Origin of the sequence: Pseudomonas sp. CFII64 (assembly GCF_000416235.1) — a bacterium.
Classification (GTDB): Bacteria; Pseudomonadota; Gammaproteobacteria; order Pseudomonadales; family Pseudomonadaceae; genus Aquipseudomonas.
Genome location: NZ_ATLO01000010.1, coordinates 426,061 through 446,781, shown reverse-complemented (window position 1 = coordinate 446,781; position 20,721 = coordinate 426,061). Strand labels below are relative to the sequence as shown.

Below are 20,721 nucleotides of genomic sequence, written 5' to 3'. Positions count from 1 at the left end.
GTCGTGCTCTACCAACTGAGCTATTCCCGCATCTTGGTGACGGGGCCATTCTATAGATTCAAATAGCCGCGTCAACCCTTTGATTCAAAACTTATTTTTTATCTGTCGTGGTTCGCAGATGAGGCCAGGCCGCTCTCATGTATTGCACCATGGACCATAACGTCAGGCCGGCTGCCAGCAACAGCAGAACGTAGCCCACGATCACCCAAAAAGTAAACGCCGGTGGATTCGCCAACAGGATAACCAACGCCAGCATTTGCGCGGCGGTTTTCCATTTGCCCAGGTTGGAAACCGCAACCTGCGCCCTCGCCCCCAATTCAGCCATCCACTCGCGCAGCGCAGAAATCACGATCTCGCGACCGATAATCACCGCAGCAGGCAGCGTCAGCCAAAGATTGGCGTGCGCCTGAACCAGCAACACCAGCGCGACTGCGACCATCAATTTATCGGCAACGGGGTCCAGAAACGCACCAAACGGCGTGCTTTGCTCAAGACGCCGGGCCAGATATCCATCGAGCCAATCCGTTGCCGCCGCAAAAGCGAAGACCGAACTGGCCGCCATGTAGCTCCAGTGATAAGGCAGATAAAACAGCAAAATGAAGATTGGAATCAGGAGGACACGTAGAACGGTGATCAGATTAGGAATATTCATCGGCACAACTGGCTACGAGGTGAGCGGGCATTCTACTCGCTGTGCAGGTTTGCATAAATCGACTCTGCGAGCTTTTTACTGATTCCGGGCGCTTTAGCTATTTCTTCAATGCTCGCGCGTGACAATTCCTGTAACCCTCCAAAGTGTTTTAGCAGGTCCCGACGGCGCGTAGGCCCAACCCCGGCTACGCCTTCAAGCGTCGAAGTGCGCCGGGTTTTACCGCGCCGCGCCCGGTGTCCGGTAATTGCAAAACGGTGTGCTTCATCCCGGATTTGTTGAATCAGGTGCAATGCCGGCGAATCTCCCGGCAAGGTGAACTCGTGCGCAGCGTCGTTGAGGTACAAGGTCTCGAAACCGGCTTTACGCGTTGCACCTTTGGCCACGCCCAGAAGAATGAGATCAGGCACCGCCAATTCATTGAGCACGTCCCGCGCCATGGACAACTGGCCCTTGCCGCCATCGACCAGCAGGATGTCCGGCAACTTGCCCTCGCCGTCCTTTAGCCTGCTGAAGCGTCGGGTCAGCGCCTGGTGCATGGCGGCATAGTCGTCGCCGGCGGTGATGCCTTCAATGTTGTAGCGTCGATAATCCGACTTGATCGGCCCTTCAGGACCAAACACCACACACGAAGCGACCGTGGCCTCGCCACTTGAATGGCTGATGTCGTAACACTCAAGGCGCAGCGGCGGCTCATCGAGCTTCAAGACCTTCGCCAGTGCGTCAAAGCGAGCCGCAACATGCTGGCGGTTGGCAAGCCGCGCCGACAGGGCTTGCTCGGCGTTGGTAACCGCCATTTGCTGCCAACGCGCGCGCGTTCCGCGAACACGATGGCTGATGATCAGTTCGCGACCACGAGACTCTTCGATGGCATCTATCAGCGTCGGGAAATCATCGTGAAGCACGTTGACGATGACTTCACCTGGAAGCTCGCGATCCACGCCGCCCAGAAAATATTGAGAAAGGAACGCAGACATGACCTCGCCCACCTCCTCCTCGATACCCACCTGAGGAAAGAAATTCTTGCTGCCCAGCACGCGTCCGCCGCGCACGCTGATCAGATGCACACAGGCGCCGCCAGGATTGACGAAAGCTGCGACCACATCCACATCGCCCGTGCCGCCGTCCATGCTTTGCTGATCCTGCACCCGCCGCAGCAGTGCGATCTGATCGCGCAACTCAGCTGCGCGCTCAAAGTCCAGGCTCATGGCAGCCTTTTCCATCAACGCGTTCAGTTCGTCGGTCAGCGTATTGCTGCGGCCTTCGAGGAACATGACAGAGTGACGAACGTCTTCGGCGTAGACCTGCGGCTCAACAAGGCCGACACATGGCCCCTTGCAGCGCTTGATCTGATATTGCAGGCAAGGACGCGTGCGGTTCTTGTAGTAACTGTCTTCGCACTGACGGACCAGAAAGGTCTTCTGCATCAGGCTCAGGCTTTCGCGAACGGCACCCGCGCTGGGGTACGGACCGAAATAGCGACCTTTGGTTTTTTTCGCACCCCGGTGGATGCTCAGGCGCGGAAAGTCGCCGTCCGACAAGTACACATAGGGATAGGATTTGTCATCGCGCAGCAGGATGTTATAGGGCGGCCGCCACTCTTTGATGAGTGTCTGCTCAAGCAGCAACGCCTCGGTTTCATTGGCGGTAATCGTTGTCTCGATCTGGGCGATACGAGCAACGAGCGCACTGGTCTTGGGTGCGTGGCCGGTTTTGCGGAAGTAACTGGCGAGGCGGTTTTTGAGATTCTTGGCCTTGCCCACATAGAGCAGGCGTGCCTCGGCATCGAACATGCGATACACGCCAGGACGGCCGCTGCAGGTGGAAAGAAATGCACTGGGATCGAACGATTGATTCATTTCAGGCGCTGGCATCGACCATGCCGTGACGTACTGCCAATAAAGCCAGCTCAACATCGCTGCTGATCGAAAGCTTTTCAAAGATACGGTAACGGTAGGTATTGACGGTTTTAGGCGACAGACACAGCTTGTCGGAGATCACCTGGACTTTCTGACAACCGACGATCATCAACGCGATCTGTATTTCACGTTCAGAGAGCAAATCGAATGGTGAATTGTTGACCTGCGGCTGGAATGACTTGATCGCCAACTGCTGGGCTATCTGCGGGCTGATGTATCGTTGCCCGGCAAATACCAGACGAATGGCCTGGACCATTTCGGCCAGTCCGGCGCCTTTGGTCATGTAACCGGCGGCACCGGCTTGCAGCAAACGCGTGGGGAATGGATCGTCCTCACAAACGGTCACCGCAACGACTTTTATTTCCGGATGGCTGCGCAGCATTTTGCGAGTGGCCTCGAGACCTCCGATGCCAGGCATCTTCACGTCCATCAGGACCACATCGGGTTTGAGCTCGCGCGCCTTCTTAAGCGACTCTTCTCCAGAGTCAGCCTGACCGACGACCTGCAGACCATCTATATCGGCCAGCATCCGTGTGATGCCCGTCCGAACAAGATCATGGTCATCGACAACTAGCACCTTAATCAAGCGGACACCTCGCGAAACGGTCATGACGAATGCTCGTCACCATAGCAAAAACAGTGAGTCAGACCTAGCCTAAAGCGAGGTCTGACTCATATAGAGGTGGTAAAGGCAGATATAGCTTTTTGCTACTTATTACGTTGAACGACGTGATTTCCCGGCTTTACCCCGCAATTACGGGGGAAAGCTTAGTTGCCATCACGATTTCCGGGTTTGCCATGAATTGCATAGGACGCGGACAGCTCGGCCATGGTCGTGGTCAGACGTCGAATAGCATCCTGATCTTCCTTGAGTAGCGATCTGTAACTTCCCAGTACCTTCTCCTCGGCATTGCTCAAATTATCGACAGGGATGGGTGTCGGCGTGCCGGTCAGGACGTAAAGCACATCAACGCCTTTGGCCGCGACGGCTGCGAGGTAGTCGGCCTTGGGGGCACGATCGCCGCTTTCGTATTTGCCTTGAGCGTTCGCTTCGACACCACCGATTTCTCCGAAGGCACGCTGAGAAAGCCCCAGTCGTTCTCTTTCTTTTCTAAGTCGGTAACCAATTCCACTCATTTGAATGCATAATCCTGTTGACCCCATCCTTACGAATGGTAGAATCTAGATAAATTAAACTGATTTGAACGGTTTTGAACTATGCCCGGAATACGTACCGCTGCACAAGCCAAGGCCTGGCTAGAACAACAAGGTAAATCTGTTCAAGAGTTTGCGCGCGAGAACAGCATCGACCCTGCGACCACCTATCAAGTGCTGGCGGGACGCAAGAAAGGCCGACGAGGGGAAGCCCATAAAGTCGCGGTATTGCTCGGCATGAAGATCGGCAGTATTCCGACAACTGCCGAAGCGCAACCTCAGCAAATGGCTGATTGACGGCAAATTGCCGTCACACGTCAGCGATGCCGGAACGTCAGCGGCTATTGATAGATCGCGCCTCTGAACTCGATTGGATTTTCTGATTGAATCCGCACCGCAGGCTGCAGTAAGCTCGCAGCACCTTAACGGAGATGTTCCATGTCCCAGCCAAACTCATCGATGCACCACTCTGCCGGCGTAGGTCGCTCGGTGGCGTGCGTTATCGCGTGCGGCGGGCTCGACAACATTGATCTCCCGAACAGCTTTTATTTTGGGTATTGGTATAGCCACTGGCGCGCCTGATACCTACCTGGCGCCCACTCTAACGGGGACGCCAACCAGAGAAATCTCTACCCCCGGTCGGCTACCCGATCGGGGGTTTTGTTTTTTCAGCCCCTGAACTTTTGTCCCTGAACACTAAATCCATCGAGGAATACGACATGACTTACAGCACCTCTTACCGTTACGACAGCCGCTTCGCCTGGCGATTTAGCAACCTCCGTTCGGGACAGCCAGCCGCCTCCGATCGGTCACTGACAGGTGGCAGCCAGTTGCACGCAACCAATACGGCAAATTGTCGAACACATCAGTAGGACCTGAGCGGGAGCACCCGCCAGTCCAGGAAGCCTTATATGAACTCTTCTGTCTCAGTCAAATCCTCCGACCTGTCGCCCAGCAATCTCACAGTGCTCGACAGCGTCCCGGCGCCCCAGCGCCTGCCCAGCCCCTTGCAGCTCAAGTCTCAACTGCCGCTGGATCTTGCCCTGACGGAGCAAGTCGCCGCCCATCGTCGGGCGATACGCGCGATTCTCAACGGCGATGATTCGCGCCTGCTGGTGATCGTTGGTCCCTGCTCGATTCATGACCCGCATTCAGCCCTGGAATACGCGCAGCGCCTGGCCGATCTGGCCGCGCAAGTCAGCGACCAGATGCTGCTGGTGATGCGTGCCTACGTGGAAAAACCGCGCACGACTGTCGGCTGGAAAGGCCTGGCCTACGACCCGCAGCTGGATGGCAGCGATGATATGGCGGGCGGTTTGATGCTTTCCCGGCACTTGATGCGGGAAATGTTGCGTCTGGGGCTGCCCATTGCGACGGAAGTCCTGCAACCCATGGCCGCCGGCTATTTCGACGATTTGCTCGGTTGGGTCGCCATCGGCGCGCGCACCACCGAATCACAGATTCACCGGGAAATGGCCAGTGGCTTGCCAATGCCTGTGGGCTTCAAGAACGGAACTGATGGCGGCATTGCAGTCGCCAGCGACGCTATGCGCTCCGCGGCTCATCCACACCGCCATTTCGGCATGGACCGCCAAGGCCATCCGGCGATTATCGAAACCCAAGGCAATCGCGACACGCATATCGTCTTGCGCGGCGGCCATGGCGGACCGAACTACGACCGTCAGAGCGTGGCCGGGATACGCAGTAGCCTTGAAAAACATGCGCTCAGCGCCCGCATCATGGTGGATTGCAGCCACGCCAACAGTGGCAAGGACCCACTACGCCAGCCTCATGTTTTCCGCGACGTGCTGGCTCAACGCCTGCAAGGCGACACATCGCTGATTGGCATGATGCTGGAAAGCCATTTGTTCGAGGGTTGCCAGCCGTTGAGCGAATCCCTGCGTTACGGCGTCTCGGTCACCGACGGCTGCCTGGGCTGGGACGACACCGAACAACTGCTACGCGACGCCGTTGACAGGCTGCGTTACAGGTAGAAAAAATCACAGCCATGATCTGACGGCTGGTTTTGCCGCGCGGCGCGACGACGCGAGTGCGCAGGGACGGGGTTTCCCCGGCATGCGGGACACTGCAACCTGACGCCGATGGTCACGTGCAGCGTAACGCGGCCGGAACTTTTTTCAGGAAAAGCGTCCCTTAATCCGGTAGGCTTTCACTTTTTTAACAGGAGCAATTTCCCATGGCTAAAGCCACTGCCCGCCACATCCTTGTTTCCGATGAAGCAAAATGCAACGAACTCAAGGCGCAAATCGAAGGCGGCGCTGATTTTGCGGAAGTCGCAAAGTCCAACTCGAGCTGCCCTTCGAGCCGTCAGGGCGGCGATCTGGGTTCGTTCGGTCCTGGCCAGATGGTCAAGGAATTCGACACCGTAGTTTTCAGTGCTCCAGTGAACGTCGTCCAAGGTCCGGTGAAGACCCAGTTCGGCTATCACTTGCTGGAAGTGACCAGCCGCCAGGACTGATTGTTCTGTCGCGCGATGATTGAAAAACGGCCCGCCCCAAGCGGGCCGTTTTTATTTACGCCGATTGCTCCTGGTCCATTGTTTCCTCTCGCGGGTCAATCCCGCCTTCCCCGACCCCGCTTTACGGCAAGCAAATTGCTAACAACGTTGTCAGTTGCTCAATGCTGGCCATTTAGTCGTTTGTGTGACTGCTCCAGCCGGTGACATCATGTTGCCGCTGCCATCGACGCATCATCTGGTTACAAAGGTGCCCGGTATCCGGTACCTTGAGCGCAGCGGTCTTTACCTGTAGCTACCAGTGCCGCGTCGGACAACGTGTAAGACATTTCGTCGATCATGACCCTTAACTCTGATATCCGCATGCGGAGGTCAGTCCAGGATTCGAGTAATGCGTTTTGTTTTTTCATCGCTGATCGTTGCAACGCTGACCTTGCTGTCCGGCTTTCAAGTTTCGTCCGCCGCTCCCCTGCACGCCTTGACCGTCTACGGTGAGGCGCCGCGCTATCCTGCTGATTTCAAACATTTCAACTATGTGAATCCAGACGCGCCAAAAGGGGGCAGCATGCGCCGCTCGGCACAGGAAATCGGCCAGTTCGATCACCTGATGCCTTATCTCGACAAAGGCACCGGCGTTTCGCAGCTCAACGGCATGGTGTACTCGCCCCTGGCCGTGAAGTCGCTCGACGAACCCAATACGGTGTACGGCCTGGTTGCACAAAGAATGGAGCGTGGCGTCGACGGCTTGTCCTTGCGGTTCTTTCTGAATCCCAAGGCCCGCTTCGCCGACGGCACGCCCATTACCGCCGAAGATGTGCGCTACACCTACGATTTGCTGATGACCCAGGGCAGCCTGTCATACCGCACAGAATTTGAGGATGTAAAAGCGGTCGAGGTGGAATCGCCGACCCAGATTCGCTTCGATTTCAAAAGCGCCGAGAACCGCAGCCTGCCTCTGGATCTGGCGTCGCTGCCGGTTTTCCCTGAGCACTGGTGGAAAAACCGGGACTTCGCGGGCGGCGGCGGTTTTGAAATCCCGCTCGGCAGCGGACCTTACAAAGTCGCCAAGGTTGATCCGGGACGCAGCATCACCTTTGCCCGCGACCCGGACTGGTGGGGCAAGGACCTGCCGGTCAATAAAGGCTTTTACAACTTTGACTCGTTCAGCGTCGAGTATTTCGGCGACACCGACGTCGCGCGCCAGGTGCTCAAAGGCGGTGCCTACGATTACAACCGTGAATATTCCGCCACCGCTTACTCGATTCTGTACGACAGCCCGGCGCTGGATGAAGGCCGTTTGCAGAAAGCGCACCTGGCCAAAGGCGCCGTACAAAGTTCCCAGGGCTTTGTGTTCAATCTGGATCGCCCGATGTTTCAGGACCGTCGCGTGCGTCAGGCGCTGGCCATGCTCTGGGACTTCGAGTGGACCAACCGGCAGATGATGCGCAACATGTACATCCGCCAGAACAGTTACTTTTCCAACTCGCCCCTGGCCGCGACGCAATTGCCCAGCGAATCCGAGCTGAAGATTCTTGAACCGTTGCGCGGCAAGATTCCTCCTGAGGCATTCAATGAGGTGTTCCACACCCCGAAAACCGATGGCACGGGTTTTATCCGGGACAAACAGCTTCAGGCGCTGGCGCTTCTGGAGGAAGCTGGCTGGATGCCCAAGGGCGATCAGTTGGTCAACGCCAGAGGCGAACCGCTCAGTTTCACCTTCCTCAACGGTCAGGCCGGTTTCGAGAAAATCCTGTTGCCTTACAAGCGCAACCTGGCGCAGATCGGCGTCACGTTCGAGATCCGCCGCATCGATGCCGCGCAATACCTGAACCGGGTCATGGCCCGGGACTACGACATGATTGTCACCGGCTATTCCGTGTCTTCGTCGCCGGGCATGGAGCTGTACAACAACTTCGGCTCCAAGGGCGCCCGCGATCCCGGCTCCAGCAACTACATGGTCTTGCAGGACCCGGCCATCGACAGCTTGATCGAGGGCGTGGTCAAGGCCGATAACAAAGCGACGATGGTCGACTACGCGCACTGCCTGGATCGCGTCCTGCAATGGGGCTATTACTGGATTCCCAATTATTATCCGCCGGGCGCATCGACCCTTTGGTGGAACCGCTTCGGCATTCCAAAAGTCCAGGCCAGCAACGCTGAAGCTATCGACACCTGGTGGGAAATCAGCCCGACCCCGCTGACCAACGAGCAATTCGCGGCAAAACGCGGTGTTTCAGCCATTGCCTCGGAGATGAAGTGAATGCTCGGCTATTTATTACGACGCCTGTTGCTGATCATCCCCACCTTGCTGTGCATTCTGCTGGTCAATTTCTTTATCGTTCAGGCCGCCCCTGGCGGCCCGGTTGAACAAGCCATCGCCCGACTGCAAGGCATTGGCGGCGCCAACGCCAGTGTCGGCAGCGCACCGGCCGAATCGATCAACGCCAATCAATCCCAATCTCGCGCTTCGCGGGGACTTGACCCGAAGCTGATCAAGGAAATCGAACGCCAGTACGGTTTCGACAAGCCATTGCATGAACGCATGTGGCTGATGCTCAAGAGCTATGCCCAGCTGGATTTCGGCGACAGTTTCTTCCGTGGCGCCAAGGTGACTGACCTGATTCTGCAGAAGATGCCGGTTTCGATTTCTTTGGGGTTATGGGCAACGCTGCTGACGTATCTGATTTCCATCCCGCTGGGTATCCGCAAGGCCGTCAAGCACGGCAGCCAGTTCGACATCTGGAGCAGCACGGCAATCATCATCGGCTACGCCATGCCGGCGTTTCTGTTTGCGATGCTACTGGTCGTGGTTTTCGCCGGCGGAACGTCGCTTAACTGGTTCCCGGTACGCGGGCTGGTATCGGAAAACTTTGCTGAGATGAGCACCGTGGGCAAGATCGCCGATTACTTCTGGCATCTGGTACTGCCCGTGTCGTCGCTGGTTATCGGCGGATTCGCCACCCTGACGATTCTGACCAAAAACTCATTTCTCAACGAGATCACCCGCCAATACGTAGTGACCGCCCGCGCCAAGGGGCTCAGCGAACGCCGGGTGCTGTACGGCCACGTATTCCGCAACGCGATGTTATTGGTGGTGGCCGGTATCCCGCAGGCCTTCATTAGCGTGTTTTTCGCCGGTTCGCTGCTGATCGAGGTGATTTTTTCCCTCGATGGCCTCGGACGCATGAGTTACGAAGCCGCCGTGTCTCGGGATTATCCTGTGGTCTTCGGCTCGCTGTTCATCTTCACCTTGTTTGGCCTGCTGATAAAACTGGTCGGAGATATCTGCTACACCGTGGTCGATCCGCGAATCGACTTCAGCGCGAGGAATGCCTGATGAACAGACTTTCTCCGCTGGCCCAGCGTCGTCTGGAGCGTTTTCGCAATAACCGGCGCGGCTGGTGGTCGTTGTGGCTGTTTTGCGGATTATTCCTGCTGAGCCTGGGGGGCGAAATCATCGCCAACGACAAACCGTTGCTGCTCAGCTATCAGCATAGCCTGTATTTTCCGGCCTTCAAGCGCTACACCGAACAGGAATTCGGCGGCCAGCTGCCCTTCCAGCCCGACTACCGCAGCGATTACGTGCGCGAGCTGATCAAAAAAGGCGACGGCTGGATGGTCTTTCCGCCGATCCCGTTCAGCGATGACACACCCAACTACGATCTGAACCGCCCTGCCCCGAGCCCGCCCAGCGAAACCAACTGGCTGGGCACCGACGATCAGGCCAGAGACGTGCTGGCACGGGTGATCTTCGGCGCGCGGGTGTCGATTCTGTTTGCCCTGGCACTGACCGTCATCAGTGCGCTGATCGGCATCGCCGCCGGTGCCTTGCAAGGTTATTACGGCGGCTGGGTGGATCTGATCGGGCAGCGCTTGTTGGAGGTCTGGTCCGGCTTGCCGGTGCTGTACCTGCTGATCATTCTGTCGGGTTTTGTCGAACCCAATTTCTGGTGGCTGCTGGGCATCATGGCGTTGTTTTCGTGGCTGGCCCTGGTGGATGTGGTACGCGCCGAGTTCCTGCGCGGGCGCAACCTGGAATATGTCAAAGCCGCACGGGCGTTGGGCCTGAACGACCGCAAAGTGATTCTGCGGCACATTCTGCCCAACGCCATGAATGCCACGCTGAGCTACTTGCCGTTCATTCTGACCGGGGCCATTTCGACCTTGACCGCTCTGGACTTTCTCGGCTTCGGCATGCCCGCCGGGAGCGCATCTCTGGGTGAGCTGATCGCCCAGGGCAAACAGAATCTGCAAGCGCCGTGGTTGGGCCTGACGGCGTTCTTTACCCTGGCGCTGATCCTCTCGCTGTTGGTTTTCATTGGCGAGGCGCTGCGTGACGCCTTCGACCCGAGGTCTTGAAATGACGGACAACCTGATCGAAATCCGCGACCTTAACGTCGCGTTCAACGGCCAGACCGTGGTCAAGAACCTGTGTCTGGATATCCGCGCCGGTGAATGCCTGGCGTTGGTGGGCGAGTCGGGTTCGGGCAAATCGGTAACGGCGCACTCCATCCTGCAATTACTGCCCACCAGCGGCACGGTCAGCACCGGCAGTATTCTTTATCGTGGACAGCAACTGCTCGGTGCCAACAGTAAAACCCTGCGCCAATTGCGCGGTAATCAGATCGCAATGATCTTTCAGGAACCGATGACCTCGCTGAACCCGCTGCATACGGTGTCCAAGCAGATCGGCGAGACGTTGTTGCTACACAAAGGCTTGAGTGGTCGCGCGGCGCAAAAACGCATCCTCGAATTGCTTGAACTGGTGGGCATCCAGCATCCGCAAAAACGCCTCAAGGCTTATCCTCACGAACTTTCCGGCGGACAGCGGCAACGGGTGATGATCGCCATGGCGTTGGCCTGCGAGCCGGAGTTGCTGATTGCCGACGAACCGACCACCGCGCTGGATGTCACGGTGCAGCGCAAAATCCTGCTGTTGCTCAAGGAACTGCAGCAGCGTCTGAACATGTCGCTGTTGCTGATCAGCCATGACTTGAACCTCGTGCACAGCGTCGCCCAGCGTGTCTGTGTGATGCGCGCCGGGGAAATCGTCGAGCAGTCCAATTGCCAGACCCTGTTCAAGGCACCGCAACATCCGTACAGCAAACTGTTGCTCGATGCCGAACCTGCTGGCGAACCACTGCCACGTGATAGCCGTGAAAAAGTATTGGAAGTCGACAACCTGCGCGTCTGGTTTTCCCTGGGCGGCGGCATCCTGCGTCGCCACAAGGAATACCTCAAGGCGGTGGATGACGTCAGTTTGAGCATTGAAAGGGGTAAAACCCTTGGAATCGTTGGTGAATCCGGCTCGGGAAAATCGACACTTGGTCAGGCAATCCTGCGCTTGCTGGAATCGCGTGGCAGTATTCGTTTTCAGGGCCAGGCACTGGACGGCCTCACGCAGAAGCAAATGCGGCCTTGGCGCAAACAGATGCAGGTAGTGTTTCAGGACCCTTATGGCAGTCTCAGCCCGCGCATGTCGGTGGCGCAGATCATCAGCGAAGGCCTCGAAGTTCATAGCGAGCTTGATCCGCTGCAGTGTGAAGTCGAGGTGATACGGGTACTGGAAGAGGTCGGGATCGATCCGCAAAGCCGTCATCGCTACCCCCACGAATTTTCCGGCGGGCAGCGGCAGCGAATTGCCATCGCCCGTGCCCTGGTGCTCAAGCCCGCCTTGATTCTGCTGGACGAGCCGACTTCGGCGCTGGACCGAACCGTACAGAAACAGGTGGTGGCGCTATTGCGCCAATTGCAGGAAAAACACGGGCTGACTTATCTGTTTATCAGTCATGACCTTGCAGTGGTCAGGGCGCTTGCCCATGACCTGATTGTGGTCAAGGACGGCAAAGTCGTTGAACGTGGCGCCAGCCATGATGTGTTCGATGCGCCTCAGCATCCTTACACCAGGGAATTGCTGGCGGCGGCGCATCCGGGTTTCAATTAAAAACGGGCATTCTGTGCGGCCAGACGCCGGATACAAACAACGGAACACCCCATGAAAGACAGCGACAGCCTCCACGATTATCGGCGGGTACGACAACTGGCGATCCGTTCGCTGTTTGAAATCATCGAGCAATCCAGCGAAGGCACTGTGATCGTCGACAAGGACGCGCGCATTGTCTGGATCAACGAGCGCTACGCGCGGCGTTTTGGCCTGGAAGACCCCAGCGCGGCGTTGGGCCAACCCTGTGAAAAAGTCATCCCCGGCAGCCTGCTGCGCCAGGTCGCCACCAACGGTCGCCCGATCCTGCTGGACATGATGGACACCGCCAAAGACCCATTGGTGGTTATGCGTTTACCCATCCACGACGTGTCGGGCGATCTGATCGGCGCCATCGGTTTCGCCTTGTTCGATGAGTTGCACGCCCTCACGCCGCTGCTCAAGCGCTACCTGAGCATGCAGGAAGAACTGGCCTCCACTCGCTCGCTACTGCGGGCGCGCCAGGCTAAATACAGTTTCGCTCATTTCATCGGCACCAGTGCGGCGAGCCTGGAGGTCAAGCGTCGAGCCCGGCGTAGCGCCGGTGCCGACTCGCCGGTGTTGCTGCTCGGCGAGACCGGCACTGGCAAAGAGTTGCTTGCCCATGCCATTCACAGCGCGTCGCCTCGGGCGCATAAAGCCTTTGTCAGCATCAACAGCGCGGCTATCCCGGAAACCTTGCTGGAAGCCGAGTTCTTCGGCACCGCGCCGGGGGCCTTCACCGGCGCGGACCGCAAAGGGCGGCCGGGCAAACTGCAAATCGCCCAGGGCGGCACGTTGTTCCTCGATGAAATCGGCGATATGCCGCTTGCGCTGCAAAGCAAGCTGCTCAGGGTATTGCAGGAAAAGGAATACGAGCCTGTAGGCTCCAATGACGTCATTCAGAGCGATATTCGCCTGATTGCCGCCACCTCGATTGATCTCGAAGCGGCCATCAAACGTGGCGAGTTTCGCGCCGACCTGTATTACCGCCTGAGCGTCCTGCCGATTCGGGTTCCGCCCTTGCGCGAACGCCTGGACGATTTGCCCTCCCTCAGTGAAGCGATTCTTGAGGAGTTGCACAGCCAGCACGAACTGGACAGCGGCGCGTTGACCTTACTCGGGCAGCACGCGTGGCCAGGAAATATCCGGGAACTGCGCAATGTGCTGGAACGCGCCGCTCTGCTCAGCGATGAACTGATGCTCAATGCCCGGGACATTCGCGCGGCAATCGGACAGATAATTCCCTTGGGGCCCTGTTTTGGCACCGTAGAGCCCGCAGTCTTCGAGACCTTCAGCCAGGCGCGACAGCGTTTCGATCGGCAACTGATCGAACAGGCCTTGATAAATTGCTCGGGCAGCGTGGTTGAAGCTGCAAGTCAGTTGGGCCTGGGCCGTTCGACGCTGTACAAGAAGATGGCGGCGTTGGGGATTGCCGAGTCTCAATAGAGAGACTAGATCTCTTTATTGAGACTCGGCCCAGATCCATCCTTTTGGCCACTATTTGCTGCCATCTGAGCCAGCCAACGCTGAAATTTGCTGACAATCTGTCTCCATAAAGAGACCCGGATCGGCAATTTGTCGTTCCGGACTGTAAATTATCAATATAAAACAATCACTTAGCGATATGGCATGAAACCCGCTATACCCAGTACGCGGCCCTCGCCGCTGCCGAAAACAATAACAATATGCCGACCGGATTCAGCGATCCATGCAGAGTGCCCTCGGCAGCCTCTGAGTTCGTTGTAGTCCCAGGCCAGGAGACACTCAATGAGTGTGATCATTGCCTTGGCAGCCCTCGCGCTGTTGATGGTTGCTGCGTACCGTGGTTACAGCGTTATCCTCTTCGCCCCCATCGCCGCCATGGGTGCGGTATTACTCACCGACCCCTCGGCCGTAGCCCCAGCGTTTACCGGGGTGTTCATGGACAAGATGGTCGGCTTCGTCAAGTTGTACTTCCCTGTATTCCTGTTAGGCGCCGTGTTCGGCAAGCTCATCGAGCTGTCCGGGTTTTCCCGGGCCATCGTTGCCGCTGCCATCGGGGTGCTCGGTACTCGGCAAGCCATGCTGGTGATCGTGCTGGTCTGCGCGCTGCTCACCTATGGCGGCGTTTCGCTGTTTGTGGTGGTGTTCGCGGTCTACCCGTTTGCTGCGGAAATGTTTCGCCAGAGCGATATTCCCAAACGTCTGATACCGGCGACCATCGCGCTCGGGGCGTTTTCCTTCACCATGGACGCCCTGCCCGGCACGCCGCAGATCCAGAACATCATCCCCACGACCTTTTTCAACACCACCGCCTGGGCTGCGCCGTGGCTGGGTCTGATCGGTACGATTTTCGTGTTTTGCGCCGGCATGCTCTATCTGCAGCGCCAGCGCAACAAGGCGCAGAGGGCCGGTGAAGGTTACGGAACCGAACTGCGCAACGAGCCGGAAACCGCCGAAGACATCAAGCTGCCGCATCCGCTGATTGCTCTGTCGCCACTGCTTCTGGTGGGCTTGGCGAACCTGCTGTTCACCTGGTGGATTCCCCAGTTGTATGGCAAAACCCACACCCTCGCGCTGCCGGGCATGGCGACGCCGATCCAGACCGAGATCGCCAAGCTGACCGCGATCTGGGCAGTGGAAGCCGCGTTGCTGGCGGGCATCCTGATGGTGTTGGTGTGCGGCTTCGCCGCGATCCGCAGTCGTCTGGCCGAAGGCAGCAAAAGCGCGGTCAGTGGCGCATTGCTCGCCGCCATGAACACCGCATCGGAATACGGCTTCGGCGCGGTCATCGCCTCGTTGCCAGGCTTTCTGGTGCTGGCGGACTGGCTGAAGAACATTCCCAACCCACTGGTTAACGAAGCAATCACCGTCACCTTGCTCGCCGGCATAACCGGCTCGGCGTCGGGTGGCATGAGCATCGCATTGGCGGCCATGTCCAACACCTTCATCAGTGCGGCCAACGCCGCCAATATCCCGCTGGAAGTGCTGCACCGCGTGGCCGCCATGGCCAGCGGCGGCATGGACACTCTGCCGCACAACGGCGCGGTCATCACCTTGCTGGCGGTCACCGGCCTCACGCACCGCGAGGCGTATCGGGATATTTTCGGCATCACCATTATCAAGACCCTGGCCGTGTTCGTCGTCATCGGCACGTTCTACGCCACGGGTATCGTTTGAGGAACACAACATGAGTCTGCAAGGCAAAACGGCACTGGTCACCGGTTCCACCAGCGGCATTGGCCTGGGCATCGCCATGACCCTGGCCAAGGCCGGCGCGAACCTGATCCTCAATGGTTTCGGCGATGTCACTGCGGTGATCGCCGAGGTCGAACAATTCGGCGGCAAAGTCGGTCATCATCCGGCAGACGTCAGCCAACCCGAACAGATCGCGGACATGGTTGCCTACGCGCAACGTGAATTCGGCGGCGTCGACATTCTCGTCAACAATGCCGGAATACAACACGTCGATTCGGTGGAGGATTTCCCGATTGAACGCTGGGACTCGATCATTGCGATCAATTTGTCGTCAGTGTTCCACAGCACGCGGCTGTGCCTGCCAGGCATGCGTGACAAGGACTGGGGGCGTATCGTGAATATCGCGTCGGTGCATGGGTTGGTCGGCTCGACCGGCAAAGCCGCCTACGTCGCCGCCAAACATGGCGTTATCGGCCTGACCAAAGTCGTGGGGCTGGAGACCGCGACCACTCAGGTGACCTGCAACGCTATCTGCCCCGGCTGGGTGTTGACCCCGCTGGTGCAGCAGCAGATTGATGATCGCGCCGCGGCCAGCGGCGACGCGCAGCAGGCCAGGCACGATTTGCTGGCCGAAAAACAACCGTCGCTGGAGTTCGTTACACCCTCACAGCTCGGTGAACTGGTGCTGTTCCTGTGCAGCGACGCGGCTATTCAAGTGCGCGGCGCGGCATGGAATGTCGACGGTGGCTGGCTGGCACGCTGAGTCAGGTGTCCAGCTTGCCTTCATCACGCTCATCCACCAGTCCCCAATCCGCTACCTTCACGCTCACAGCGGGCATAGGTGGCGGTGGCGGCGTGGTCAGCTGACCGGTGACGCCGCCTTCCCCATGCAGCTTGAGACGCAGACGCACGTTGTTCAGTGAGTCGGCGTGCTTGAGCGCCTCTTCTTCGCTGATGACCCCCTCAATCGCCAACTCGTAAAGCGCGGTATCAAAGGTCTGCATGCCCAGGCCGCCGGATTTTTCCATGATGCCTTTAAGCTCGTTGAGTTCATTGCGCTGGATCAGGTCGCGAATGGTCGGCGTGCCCATCATCACTTCCACTGCCGCACGGCGCTTGCCGTCGGTAGTCCTGACCAGCCGTTGGGAGACGAAAGCCTTGAGGTTATTGCCCAGATCGTGCAGCAGCTGATTGCGACGCTCTTCCGGGAAGAAGTTGATGATGCGGTCCAGCGCCTGGTTGGCATTGTTGGCGTGCAGCGTGGAAATCGCCAAATGGCCGGTATCGGCGAATGCCAGGGCGTGTTCCATGGTTTCCCGGTCGCGGATTTCGCCGATCAGGATCACGTCCGGCGCCTGACGCAGGGTGTTTTTCAACGCGGAATGGAAACTGCGCGTGTCGACGCCCACTTCGCGCTGATTGATGATCGATTTTTTGTGCCGATGAATGAACTCCACCGGATCTTCAATGGTGATGATATGGCCGCTGGCGTGGCGATTGCGGTAATCGATCAGCGCCGCCAGGGACGTGGACTTGCCCGAACCCGTGCCACCGACAAACAGCACCAGCCCGTGCTTTTCCATGATCACATCAAGCAGCACCGGCGGCAGGAACAGGTCTTCGAAGCGCGGAATGTCCAGCTTGATGTTGCGCGCCACAATGGACACTTCATTGCGCTGCATGAAGATGTTGATCCGGAATCGGCCGATGCCGGCCATGGAAACCGCGAGGTTCATCTCCAGCTCACGATGGAATTCGAGCTTTTGCTCGGCATCCATGATGCCTTGCGCAACAGCGGCAATTTCACCCGGCTTCAGGGTTTCAGTGCCCAACGGCTTGAGTACGCCGTTGAACTTGGCGCACGGCGGCGCACCGGTGGAAAGATAAAGGTCCGATCCATCCTGGCTGGCCAGAATCTTCAACAACGCCGGAAAATCCATAATCAGCACCGCACGAAATAAGGTAAATGAGGATAGGTCACATGCATGCGACGCTTGCCTCGAACGACAGTTCATCGATAGAAGGCGTGTAGCTTGGCCGCAGAAGGTTACCGGACGCAATCACTGATGCGCCAGGTTTTGAAAAACCGCTGCGCTTGTTGTGTGATAATGGCCGCCGTTTTTTCTTCAGGCGTCCGTCACATGAAAGCCCAAGCCCGCCACATTCTGGTGAAGACCGCCGAAGAAGCCGAACAACTCAAGGTGCGTATCGCCAAAGGCGAAGCCTTCGATGTGCTGGCAAAAAAACACTCGACTTGCCCGTCCGGCAAGCGCGGCGGCGATCTGGGTGAAGTCAGACCCGGCCAGATGGTTGGCGCCATCGACCAGGTCATATTCAAAAAACCATTGCGAGTCGTGCATGGTCCGATCAAAAGCAAGTTCGGCTATCACCTCGTGCAAGTGTTTTATCGGGACTGAGCGGATCAGAGATTCGGCATGACACTCGCCGGAATCAACGCGCCAGGATGCTGAATCACCAGACTGGCCAAGTGATGCCCAGCATTGGCCGCCTCCACCGGACTCGCGCCGCGCAGGCGCATCGACAGATAACCCGCACTGAATGAATCACCCGCCGCCGTGGTGTCCACCACAAGGTTTACCGGCCGAGCGGCCACTTCAAAGCGTTCGCCGGCAGATTCCACCAAACAACTCTGCGCGCCGCGCTTGACCACCACTTCACTGATGCCCCGTTCGCGATAGGCCGTCAGCAGCTCTTCGCTGTCGGCATAACCAAACAGCGCCTGTTCGTCGTCCTCGGTCAACAGCGCCAGATCGACGCAGGCCATGCAGGCGCGATACGCCTCACGAGCCTGCTCGACACTGTCCCACAAGCGCGGTCGATAGTTATTGTCGAACACCACCCGCACGCCCTGCGCCCGGACGTGCGCAAGCTGCGACAGCAGCCGCTTGCGACCACGCTCGCCGAGCACCGCCAGGGTTATCCCGCTCAGGTACACCACGTCATAGTTTTGCAGCTCGTCGAGAATGGCGTCGGACTCGGGCGTGTTGAAACAATCACGCACCGCCGCTTCTTTTCGCCAATACAGAAAGCGTCTCTCGCCATTGGCATCGGTCTGGATGCAATACAACCCGGGCAAACGCCCCGGCAGGCGCTGCACTTTACTCAAGCCAATGCCTTCCTGTTCCCAGACGCGGCACATGGCGTCGCTGAAGCTGTCGTCGCCCAGCGCGGTGACATAGTCCACCTGAGCCGTGCGCCCCAACAAGCGGGCGATATATACGGCCGTGTTCAGCGTGTCGCCGCCAAAACTCTGTTGCAGGCTACCGTTAGCGTGCTGCTGCAACTCGATCATGCACTCGCCGATCAAGGCGATACGCGGATGACTGTGGCTGACCAGTTCGCTCATGTTCAGGTTCTCCCGGCCATCAAAAGCAGGTCTCGAAGGTTTCGATGACTTGCAGTTGCTCATCGACCAGACAACCGTTGCGCCACTTATCGAAAGTCAGGCACGGGTGTGAGGTGCCAAAGGAGATAATGTCGCCTACCTTCAACTCGCAACCCGGCGCGATGGTCATGAACGCGTGCTGGTCCATGACCGCCGTGACCTTGCAGGCGCTGACGTCATCGCCCTTGGCGGGCAGCTCGCCGGCTTTGTAGCGCTTGATCGGATTGGGCAGGCCGGCGTCAAAAGCCACATCACGCTTGCCCATCGCGACCACGGCAAACCCCGGCTCAGGCAGCGATTGCACATGCGCCCAGACTTCCAGGGCCGGACGCAGCCCTTCAGTCAGTTCGCTGCGCCGGTCGAGCACGCAACACTGGGCGTCCTTATAGATACCGTGGTCGTGTACTACGTAACTGCCGGGGCGCAGCACGCCGAGAAACCGTTCGCGCACCTGACGCGCGTCGAACGCTTCGGCAATCAAGTCGTACCAGGCCGAGCCGGATGCGGTGACAATCGGCCGATCCAGGGCAAAAGCGCCTTTGTCCTGCAACTCCACGGCCAGTCGCACCAGTGACGCGGCAAACGCGCGGATGTCGTTGACCGCCTTGTCGCCATGGATCACGCCTTCGTAACCCTCGATGCCGGTCAACGCCAGAGACGGTTGCGCCGCGATAGCATCGGCGAGGTTCAGAACCTCCAGTTCAGTTCGACAGCCGCAGCGTCCGCCCGGCACGCCGTATTCGATCATCACGTTCAGGCGCAGACCCCGCGACGCGAAAAATTCGCCCAGCGCGGTGACGTTGTCCGGGTGATCGACCATGCAGTGGAAATCGAACATTGAGTCGCCAAGCAGATCAGCGATCAGCGCCATATTCGGCGCGCCGACCAGTTGGTTGGCCATCAGCACCCGCCGCACGCCATGGGCATACGCAGCATGGGTCTGCACGGCAGTGGCAAGCGTCATGCCCCACGCGCCCTCCTCCAGTTGACGCCGGAACAAGGCCGGGACCATGCTGGTCTTGCCATGCGGCGCGAGTTCTGCGCCGCTGTTGCTGACGAATGCCTGCATCCAGCGAATATTGTGGTCCAGCGCCTCGCGGTGAATGACCAGCGCAGGAAGGCTGACGTCGCGAACCAGATGATCGCCTGGCGCGGCGGCGCCCTTTTCTACCACTGCAATGCCCATGAGAATTCTCCAGGGTTTATTCGTTGATTCGACGAGCGAGGCCATTGGCACTGGCGATCAGCACTCGACGATAGTCGTTGTAATTGTTTTTCGCGTCGGCCCGAGGCGCGACGATGCACAGCGTGGCAATGCACACACCCTTGTCGTCTTTGACCGGTGCCGCAAAGCAATGGGTGAAGGTATCGGCGACGCTGTCGAAGGAAAAGAAACCGTCTTGCCCGGCCTGGCGGATCTCGGCCAGAAACCTGTCCATAGGCAGGCGCTCACCGTCCGGAAGGATGAAATCTTCCGGATCGATCAGGTCGGCAATTTCCTGATCGCTCAGATGGCACAACAGCAGCCGCCCGGAAGCGGTCCAGGGGATCGGCGCATTTTCACCAATGTCCGACGAGATCCGAAAATGCCGCTCGCCTTCTTTCATCAGCGCCACGGTGTACTTGCGGCCGTTGAGCAGACACATCTGCGCGGTTTCCCGGGTCTGGCTGACGATGTCAGTCAGACAACTCTCCGCTTCCCGGGTGAAATCGAAATGCCGCAGGTGCGCCTGGCCAAGGAAGTACAGCTGTCGACCCAGATAGACATGCCCATCCTTGCCGACAGCTTCGAGAATTCGCCGTTCAAGCAATGAGCCGACCAGTTCATACACTGTTGATTTCGGGCTGCCGATGCCGCTGGCGATTTCATTGGGGCGCAGCGGCGTGCCCTTTTCCTTGAGGAAATCGAGAATATCGAACGCCCGGTCCAGACCGCGGGCCCTGCGTTTGATCGTATCTTCACTCATGTTTGGCTCG

The 20,721-nt window shown here is 58.3% G+C and carries 19 protein-coding genes; 11 read left to right on the top strand and 8 right to left on the bottom strand.

Going from position 1 to position 20,721, the window contains the following annotated elements; all coding sequences use genetic code 11:
- Window positions 1-91: 91 nt before the first annotated feature.
- The 4 genes from pgsA to CFII64_RS06900 all read right to left on the bottom strand — a co-directional run bounded on the left by pgsA (window position 92) and on the right by CFII64_RS06900 (window position 3,705).
- Window positions 92-652 carry a CDP-diacylglycerol--glycerol-3-phosphate 3-phosphatidyltransferase gene (gene pgsA, locus CFII64_RS06915; protein WP_020290071.1) on the bottom strand — a complete coding sequence of 187 codons (561 nt, stop codon included), beginning with the start codon at window positions 650-652 and terminating at the stop codon, window positions 92-94.
- A 32-nt stretch (window positions 653-684) separates the two neighbouring features.
- Window positions 685-2,508, bottom strand: coding sequence for an excinuclease ABC subunit UvrC (gene uvrC, locus CFII64_RS06910; protein ID WP_020290070.1), 1,824 nt, complete (start codon window positions 2,506-2,508; stop codon window positions 685-687).
- Between the two features lies 1 nt (window position 2,509).
- Entirely contained in the window at window positions 2,510-3,154 is a 645-nt protein-coding gene (gene uvrY, locus CFII64_RS06905) for a UvrY/SirA/GacA family response regulator transcription factor (RefSeq protein WP_020290069.1), read from the bottom strand.
- 182 nt (window positions 3,155-3,336) lie between these two features.
- Window positions 3,337-3,705 carry a helix-turn-helix domain-containing protein gene (locus tag CFII64_RS06900; protein ID WP_020290068.1) on the bottom strand — a complete coding sequence of 123 codons (369 nt, stop codon included), beginning with the start codon at window positions 3,703-3,705 and terminating at the stop codon, window positions 3,337-3,339.
- 81 nt (window positions 3,706-3,786) lie between these two features.
- Between CFII64_RS06900 and CFII64_RS06895 the strand changes: the two genes are divergently transcribed.
- The 10 genes from CFII64_RS06895 to CFII64_RS06850 all read left to right on the top strand — a co-directional run bounded on the left by CFII64_RS06895 (window position 3,787) and on the right by CFII64_RS06850 (window position 16,101).
- On the top strand, window positions 3,787-4,020 hold the full coding sequence (locus tag CFII64_RS06895; RefSeq protein WP_020290067.1) for a DNA-binding protein: 234 nt from the start codon (window positions 3,787-3,789) through the stop codon (window positions 4,018-4,020).
- A 614-nt stretch (window positions 4,021-4,634) separates the two neighbouring features.
- The gene (locus tag CFII64_RS06890; protein WP_020290066.1) at window positions 4,635-5,717 is read left to right on the top strand and encodes a 3-deoxy-7-phosphoheptulonate synthase; all 1,083 of its coding nucleotides are present in this window, start codon (window positions 4,635-4,637) and stop codon (window positions 5,715-5,717) included.
- Window positions 5,718-5,920: 203 nt separating this feature from the next.
- Window positions 5,921-6,202 carry a peptidylprolyl isomerase gene (locus tag CFII64_RS06885; protein ID WP_020290065.1) on the top strand — a complete coding sequence of 94 codons (282 nt, stop codon included), beginning with the start codon at window positions 5,921-5,923 and terminating at the stop codon, window positions 6,200-6,202.
- 388 nt (window positions 6,203-6,590) lie between these two features.
- Window positions 6,591-8,459: an extracellular solute-binding protein gene (locus tag CFII64_RS06880; RefSeq protein WP_020290064.1), complete on the top strand. Its 1,869-nt coding sequence runs from the start codon at window positions 6,591-6,593 to the stop codon at window positions 8,457-8,459.
- Complete coding sequence (locus CFII64_RS06875) at window positions 8,460-9,536, top strand: microcin C ABC transporter permease YejB (protein WP_020290063.1); 1,077 nt, start codon at window positions 8,460-8,462, stop codon at window positions 9,534-9,536.
- Entirely contained in the window at window positions 9,536-10,558 is a 1,023-nt protein-coding gene (locus tag CFII64_RS06870) for an ABC transporter permease (RefSeq protein WP_020290062.1), read from the top strand. The genes CFII64_RS06875 and CFII64_RS06870 overlap by 1 nt, the downstream gene beginning before the upstream one ends.
- Before the next feature lies 1 nt (window position 10,559).
- Entirely contained in the window at window positions 10,560-12,143 is a 1,584-nt protein-coding gene (locus CFII64_RS06865; protein WP_020290061.1) for an ABC transporter ATP-binding protein, read from the top strand.
- 51 nt (window positions 12,144-12,194) lie between these two features.
- The gene (locus CFII64_RS06860) at window positions 12,195-13,607 is read left to right on the top strand and encodes a sigma-54-dependent Fis family transcriptional regulator (protein WP_020290060.1); all 1,413 of its coding nucleotides are present in this window, start codon (window positions 12,195-12,197) and stop codon (window positions 13,605-13,607) included.
- Window positions 13,608-13,928: 321 nt separating this feature from the next.
- A complete protein-coding gene (locus CFII64_RS06855; protein ID WP_020290059.1) occupies window positions 13,929-15,320 on the top strand; it encodes a GntP family permease in 1,392 nt (463 codons plus the stop codon).
- A gap of 10 nt (window positions 15,321-15,330) precedes the next feature.
- On the top strand, window positions 15,331-16,101 hold the full coding sequence (locus CFII64_RS06850; RefSeq protein WP_020290058.1) for a 3-hydroxybutyrate dehydrogenase: 771 nt from the start codon (window positions 15,331-15,333) through the stop codon (window positions 16,099-16,101).
- Between the two features lies 1 nt (window position 16,102).
- On the opposite strand, the gene CFII64_RS06845 is transcribed toward CFII64_RS06850, so the two are convergent.
- Entirely contained in the window at window positions 16,103-17,278 is a 1,176-nt protein-coding gene (locus CFII64_RS06845) for a PilT/PilU family type 4a pilus ATPase (RefSeq protein WP_020290057.1), read from the bottom strand.
- Window positions 17,279-17,479: 201 nt separating this feature from the next.
- Between CFII64_RS06845 and CFII64_RS06840 the strand changes: the two genes are divergently transcribed.
- The gene (locus CFII64_RS06840) at window positions 17,480-17,755 is read left to right on the top strand and encodes a peptidylprolyl isomerase (RefSeq protein WP_020290056.1); all 276 of its coding nucleotides are present in this window, start codon (window positions 17,480-17,482) and stop codon (window positions 17,753-17,755) included.
- 5 nt (window positions 17,756-17,760) lie between these two features.
- On the opposite strand, the gene CFII64_RS06835 is transcribed toward CFII64_RS06840, so the two are convergent.
- The 3 genes from CFII64_RS06835 to CFII64_RS06825 are packed head-to-tail and all read right to left on the bottom strand — an operon-like array spanning window position 17,761 to window position 20,711.
- Complete coding sequence (locus CFII64_RS06835; RefSeq protein ID WP_020290055.1) at window positions 17,761-18,705, bottom strand: sugar kinase; 945 nt, start codon at window positions 18,703-18,705, stop codon at window positions 17,761-17,763.
- 19 nt (window positions 18,706-18,724) lie between these two features.
- On the bottom strand, window positions 18,725-19,930 hold the full coding sequence (locus CFII64_RS06830; RefSeq protein ID WP_020290054.1) for an amino acid deaminase: 1,206 nt from the start codon (window positions 19,928-19,930) through the stop codon (window positions 18,725-18,727).
- 16 nt (window positions 19,931-19,946) lie between these two features.
- Window positions 19,947-20,711: an IclR family transcriptional regulator gene (locus tag CFII64_RS06825; protein ID WP_020290053.1), complete on the bottom strand. Its 765-nt coding sequence runs from the start codon at window positions 20,709-20,711 to the stop codon at window positions 19,947-19,949.
- Between the last annotated feature and the right edge of the window lie 10 nt (window positions 20,712-20,721).